The sequence below is a fragment of the Photorhabdus tasmaniensis genome (assembly GCF_011189505.1).
In the GTDB taxonomy this organism is placed as follows: domain Bacteria; phylum Pseudomonadota; class Gammaproteobacteria; order Enterobacterales; family Enterobacteriaceae; genus Photorhabdus; species Photorhabdus tasmaniensis.
This window is the reverse complement of sequence record NZ_PUJU01000006.1, coordinates 61,364-67,656: the sequence shown is the minus strand read 5'-3', so window position 1 is coordinate 67,656 and position 6,293 is coordinate 61,364. Positions and strand designations below refer to the sequence as shown.

Annotated in this window: 5 protein-coding genes; all 5 read right to left on the bottom strand. The window is 45.0% G+C overall.

The window, feature by feature from the left end; all coding sequences use genetic code 11:
* Nucleotides 1-531 precede the first annotated feature (531 nt).
* From C5471_RS03925 to C5471_RS03905, 5 genes are read right to left on the bottom strand one after another with little or no spacing between them, the layout of a single operon-like run.
* Nucleotides 532-1,500: a hypothetical protein gene (locus C5471_RS03925; protein WP_133813888.1), complete on the bottom strand. Its 969-nt coding sequence runs from the start codon at nt 1,498-1,500 to the stop codon at nt 532-534.
* Complete coding sequence (locus C5471_RS03920; protein ID WP_133813887.1) at nt 1,497-2,465, bottom strand: hypothetical protein; 969 nt, start codon at nt 2,463-2,465, stop codon at nt 1,497-1,499. Before C5471_RS03920 ends, C5471_RS03925 begins: the two co-directional genes overlap by 4 nt.
* Entirely contained in the window at nt 2,462-4,261 is a 1,800-nt protein-coding gene (locus C5471_RS03915) for a hypothetical protein (protein WP_133813886.1), read from the bottom strand. Before C5471_RS03915 ends, C5471_RS03920 begins: the two co-directional genes overlap by 4 nt.
* A gap of 28 nt (nt 4,262-4,289) precedes the next feature.
* Complete coding sequence (locus C5471_RS03910) at nt 4,290-5,435, bottom strand: DUF3396 domain-containing protein (protein ID WP_133814257.1); 1,146 nt, start codon at nt 5,433-5,435, stop codon at nt 4,290-4,292.
* A 15-nt stretch (nt 5,436-5,450) separates the two neighbouring features.
* On the bottom strand, nt 5,451-6,293 hold the full coding sequence (locus tag C5471_RS03905; protein WP_242688560.1) for a VRR-NUC domain-containing protein: 843 nt from the start codon (nt 6,291-6,293) through the stop codon (nt 5,451-5,453).

The following is a 6,293-nucleotide window of genomic DNA, read 5'->3' as shown; positions in this document are numbered from 1 at the left end:
AAACCTTAAAGATAACGCAATAAAAAGAGGGATAAAACAGTTAATTTGGCAGGATTTAAGCCCTGAAAAAGGCGGTGATTATCCGAAAAAACAAAAAGGGGTGACTTATTAAAGCTGATTAAAACTGCGAGTAAAACAGTGTCAGTAAAGATAAAAAGTGAGTATGATTAACGCGGGTTAAACATAAAACACGATAACCCATGATGATTAAACTTCATAAAAGGCAGACATTAAAAGTGGTAAAAACAAAGGTGAAAATTTTATATTGATTAAAACCATAAGTTAAAATAATGACTTTTAATGACAGTTTAAATTACAGCCTCAAGCAAGTTGCCGGACATAGTTTACCTGCCCGGGATGAGCGCGGACAGTTGCCGGAAATGTCCTATTCCCAGTAAAATATTATCGACTCTGCGAATAAACTGGCTTTGAAACATCGAGCTTTCCTGAATGGTCAGCATATCAATTCTGGCGTCAGCTAAATCTAGTTCATAGATATCTTTCCAATGATGGTCTTGATGTCAGCAAACTTCATTCAGAAAGATCTTCATCAGGGGGGCCAAGGCGATCCAGTTCTGCCAGAATAAGGGGAATTTGTGTCTCTAAATCAGCGGGCCTTTTATCTTTACTCCACCAAATAAGCGGTCCACGGCGTTTATAATCCACTTTGCTGACTGCTTCTTTGCCGTTTAATAAGAATTTCACCATAAAGGCGGCGGCCAGCGCTTTATCATTGCCACTGCTTAAAAAAGCAAAAGAATAACTGCTGACGTTAGGGATGAAACCACGTCCGATAAGTTGATTGTTCTCGTCTAGGCCGTAGACTTTGAGGAACAGAATATTAGTTTTTTCTGCCATGCCTACTTGTGGATAACGAGCGGCATAAGCTTTGCCTTTATACCAGGTGTAAAAAATCTGTCGTTCACGATCGATAATTAATGGTGCCTGACGGTGTGAAAAAAATACAGCCCAGACAAAAGGTGGAATAATTATTAGGTAAAGGAGCAGGAAACCTATATCAATTTTGAGAATCCGTGAACTGCTTGGATAAAAGGTATAGCGATAGCACAGATATTTTCTCAGAGAGATATCTTTATCATTACCAATATAACGGGCGTCTTCCATATAATCAGGTAGATCATTGCGCAGATAAAATTTTTCACCATACTTCTTCTTTACTAGTGCTACCCAGCGATAAATTTCTTCTTCATCATTTTTACGGTCTTCAATAAATCCGTTAATATTTAGGATAAGACTACTAGTAATCCCCAATGTAACCGGGATTAAGGTAATACTCCGGGCGCGGCGTTGAGTATTACGAACATGGCACTCATTATTATCAAGGTAGTCCAGTATTTCCACATGCTTAATGGTTTCTGCATCCTTAATATCCGGTGGTGCCGCCAGAAGCTCTTTTTCCCAGCAAGCCAGCCGTTTGGCTGGCAGTGGATGAATAGTGGGAAACCATTTTTTGAGCAAACTTTTTAATGCTGCTTTCATTCGGAGAGATCTTCATCAGGGGGACCTAGGCGATCCAGTTCTGCCAGAATAAGGGGAATTTGTGTCTCTAAATCAGCGGGCCTTTTATCTTTACTCCACCAAATAAGCGGTCCACGGCGTTTATAATCCACTTTGCTGACCGCTTCTTTGCCGTTTAATAAAAATTTCACCATAAAGGCGACGGCCAGCGCTTTATCATTGCCACTGCTTAATGCGGCGAAGGTGTAGCTGGTGACATTGGGGATAAAGACACGCTCGATAAGGTTATTATTTTCATCTAGTCCGTAGACTTTGAGATACAGAATATTAGTTTTTTCCAACATGCCTAATTGTGGATAACGGGCGGTATAAGCTTTGCCTTTATACCAGGTGTAGAAGATCTGCCGTTCACGATCGATAATTAATGGTGCTTGTCTCTGCCAAAAAAATATACAATAAAAAAAAGGTGGAATAATCAGCAGATAGAGCAGCAGGAAACTTATATCAATTATAAGCATCCGGGAGCTACTGGGGTAAAAGTTATAGCGACAATACAAGTATTTTCTTAGTGAAATTTCTTTATCATGAGCAATATATTCATATTTTTTAAGAAAATCGGGTAGAGCAGGGTTCAAATAAAATTCTTCGCCATAATCTTTTTTTGCATCGTTAACAGACCAAAGCAGATTTTTTTCCGCTGCCCGCCATGTTTCAATAAAATCGTTAACGTTCAATATTAAGCTACTGATAATCCCCAGAGTTACTGGAATTAAGGTGATGCTACGGAAACGGCGTTGAGGATTGCGGATATGGCATTCTTTGTCATTCAGGTAGTCCAGTATTTCTACATGTTTAATGGTTTCTGCATCCTTAATATCTGGCGGTGCTGCCAGAAGTTCTTTTTCCCAGAGCGCCAGCCGTTTGGCTGGCAGTGGATGAATAGTGGGAAAACATTTTTTGAGTAAGTTTTTTAATCGTTGTTTCATAGTGTTCGCTCTCCGTCAAAACTGCCCTTAATGGTATTTTCTGCTGTGGGTTCTTTTTCCCAGAGATAGCGCATAGGGGCAATGACATTTTCTGATTGTTCATAGTACCAGTACAGCTCGCTGCTGCGGGGATAAACGCCCATTGTTTCTGGGACTACTACTTCCAGCGTTGCTGTATTGCCATTTAGGGTCAATTTGGCTTGCTCTTTAGCTTCCCTGAATTTGGTACTACGGAAGTCGTCAGGGATATATTTGCGGCGGTTAATTTCAACATAATCGATTTTTCCTTCCCAGTAGTAGGGAGTTCTGAATGGAGTCACAAAGATCTCGCAGATATTTGAGAGACCCATCTGAAAAGCTGGCAGGGTAAAACAATAGGTTGTGATACCAAATCCCTGATGTATTTTCAGTTGTGGCTGAATAAACAGATTTAGAAATTCCTGGTTTTCGATAAGAAAATGATTTTGAGTGTTACTGTCCATTTCTCTGGCTTTTTTAAGTTGATCACTGATTGATTGTCGAGCATCTGTACCCCAAAAATCATACTTATCTCCCGCTCCCCAGAAACAATTATTCAGTACTTTTTCCAAATCTGACCAGGCACTGTTGGCCTGGACAATACTGCCACCGATAAGCAAACTGACTCCCGCAGCCAGCCATGCCAGCATTCCTGCTGTGAGGACGGAACCAGCAGCAAGGAAGATTAATCCGACTGTGGTTAGAATAATGGACCCTGTCCCTATCGCTATCTGGCTATAACCTTCTACGTTATTACCTACTTTAAAGGCATTACTGGCATCATAGAAGGAGACCAGTGCGCCTAAATAACCGGCGACACTGCCGGCAACACGGGAGAACTGATTGACCACAGCCACATTGACCGCGGGTACTTTTATGTTGCTCATCAACGCGTTGACTATTGGGGAGTTCACTTTACTCGCCAGCGTTGAACCCAGAGAAGCCAAATCAGCACTCATACCAATCACCGCCGTGCTAAAGCGCACCAGACTCATATAGGTAGGTCCGGGTTGTAACGGATTATTGCGGGCATATTCTGTCTGCGTGATCACATCTGCCAGGGTAAACGCATTCAAAAACAGACTGGTACCGGCCAGTGAGGAGTCAAACAGTAAGCCAATAGAAGGCTTACCGGCTCCTTCCAGGGTAAAAAGCTGAACCGGGGAGTCCACAGTGGTTTTAACTTCAGGCAGGGTTATCACCGGTTTGTTGCCGAGTGATTCCAGGCGTTTGCTCCAGTTAATGATCCGCTCGCCAATAGCTTGTGTCCGCACCGCTGGATCTGGCTGGTGACGATGGGTTTTCGATTCCAGCCGCTTGAGCATTTCCTGATAGCTTTGTTCGCTGAGTGCGACTCTGCCATCTTTCGTTATTTCCACGCCCAACGTGGATAACAAGGCGGGGACAAATTGTTGGGTTATCTGGTCAATGGCTTTCTGGGGAAGCTGGTGGATATAATGAGCCCCCTGAGAAATCGCCTGACCGGGATCCGCATAGACGGTTGCCAGGAATGTCCCCATGCTCAGCAGAATATTATCGACGCCGCGAATAAACTGGCTCTCAAGCATCGGTGATTTGACTTTGTCGTTATTCAGCACGGTGATAACACTGCCGGTAATGGTACGCCAGAAGTTGCCATCCCCGTTGCTGTCCGATTCTTTGGCGGCAAGCTTTGCCAGAACCTGCTGGCCGGGCAGGGAGGATTGCAGGTTGCCGAGCAGACCGGCGAGGATTTCACTGAAAAACTGGAACTCCAGTGCGTCTTCTTCTTCCAGCATCTCTTTTTTATCTACTGCTTCTCATCCCTTATTCATTCCTATTTTCTGCTTCTCGGATCAGATGCCATACCGTTGTGCCCGGCTCTGCACCCTGAATATCAAAGGCAGTCGCGCCTTGAACAAAGAAATACTGTTTGTCAGGCTGGCTATCGGTTCGCCAGAATCCGCTGACAAGCATCGGTTCGCCGCTTCTCACCGGGGTGACATGCAGAGGGCCACGGTCATAGCGGGCATACCAGGCTTGTGTGGAAATATCATCAAAATGACCTGCACCGTAAAAGTGCAGGGAATCACCTTCTCCCGGCACAAAACGTATCGGACGTATCAGTTGGTTAATGGCAAAATAACTTTCCGGGACGCTGCCCGGCAGCGGTGTCAGATCTGGGTATTTACCGGCGCGGATAATCAGTCCATTGGGGTAAGGACTCATCACCACATCCGGGTAACGAGCCAGCGTCTTACGTATCCAATGTTCCCCACCCAGTCGTCCGACAAAGCGTTTGGACAGCAGGGTGATCCAGTTCATGCTCCGTATAGCATGGGCATAATCTCTTAGTGTTGTATGAATAGTGGAGTTAACTTGCAGGGTGGGATAACGCTGAGCTAATTGATACTCTAAGGGAAAATAATCATGATAATCTCTGGGTAAGACCAGACAGTAGCCACAATCTCCCCAGTCAGGTTCGAGCTGTTCACACAGAAAGTCCAGCCAGGCCATAAAGCGAGCCATGCCCTCTTGTTCCTTTAGATAATCCCAGGGCAGCACCAGACTCAGATAGGAGCTACTGTTGTCACCGCTTATTTCCCGGGAGTTTATGTAATGCATCAGATAGCGAGGGGCTTCATAGAGATTTTTAGCGTCACTAACATCCCAACTAGAGGGCTGATTCTTTTTCTGATTAAGAATACCCTCTTCCACTTTAGCAATATTTTCGGGTGAATATTTTTTTAGCCCCTTGAGTTCATGAGTATGAAAACGCAGATGAGTGCCAAATTCTTCCCGAAAGCGGCGATAGCAAGCCAGAATGCGTTGCTTTTTCTCCTGCGTGTAGCCCTGTTTAAAAAACAGGGTGATAGAAATTCCCAGGCGAGAAACCGCCAGTCCATCAGCATTAAGAAAAAGAAAAGAGGTCAGTTGTGATCTCAGTTGGGCAAAGTAATCTACAGTTTCCATCATTTTCTCCGTGAATTATGAGGCAGTGGCGAATGTGACACTCGCCAATATTGCCAGGACAGCAGCTAACGCGGCGGCGCTCACTGTGGCGGCAGCGGCTAAAATTTCCACCAGTGCAATCAGTGCAGCAGCAACGGCAAGGGTGACAAGGATAACAACAGCAACTTCGGCAACAATCACAACCACTTCCAGCATTCCTTCACCCACCTCTTTTAATATTTGCATCCAGCTAATGTCTTTAAGCTCTGCTAAGGTGATATCTGAACCCTGTTGCACGGTTTGCCACCGGGCTTTTATCTCACTCTCTGTCCAAGTCACAATTTTCCCCGTCTGTTCATTGACCCAGGAAAAAGCATAGCTGACCTGATGGGTTATCGGGTCAATAATCTCGTTACACACCCATTTGCCAGCCTCATTAAACCAGACTCCAAACTGGGCAAGGCGCTCCCGGGTGCTATCGCGAACATAATTCAACCCATTTTCGGCCAGACCCGCCACCTCCTGCCCAAGGACAACCCAGTCTTCATAGCTGGGTAAAAACGACCAGCGGGAAGTGCTGAGAAGTGGTAGATTTTTTGTCAGCGGTTGCGGAATGGTCCCCGGTATGCCTTCTTCCGGAGGAGTGGGGGGCGGTAAGGCGTCATCAGGCGGCAAGGGTGCCAGTGGGATTGGATTTTTATAGTGTTGTGAACCGGGTTGGTAATGTTTTCGCCACGCTTCATCATACTGTTTTTGCTCTTCTGTGCGGTTATCGTCGACACGCATCACACCAAAGCGAGAGCGGGTAGCAATTTGAACGTAGTCAATCTCTTGCCATTTACTGAGTGCATCCCCTGGAAATTTTACTTCAATCAACAT

Excerpts from the sequence above, each read along its gene's own strand:
- C5471_RS03925 (WP_133813888.1), bottom strand. The coding sequence starts at position 1,500 with ATGAAAGCAGCATTAAAAAGTTTGCTCAAAAAATGGTTTCCCACTATT.
- C5471_RS03905 (WP_242688560.1), bottom strand. The coding sequence starts at position 6,293 with ATGTTGATTGAAGTAAAATTTCCAGGGGATGCACTCAGTAAATGGCAA.
- C5471_RS03910 (WP_133814257.1), bottom strand. The coding sequence starts at position 5,435 with ATGGAAACTGTAGATTACTTTGCCCAACTGAGATCACAACTGACCTCT.
- C5471_RS03915 (WP_133813886.1), bottom strand. The coding sequence starts at position 4,261 with ATGCTGGAAGAAGAAGACGCACTGGAGTTCCAGTTTTTCAGTGAAATC.
- C5471_RS03920 (WP_133813887.1), bottom strand. The coding sequence starts at position 2,465 with ATGAAACAACGATTAAAAAACTTACTCAAAAAATGTTTTCCCACTATT.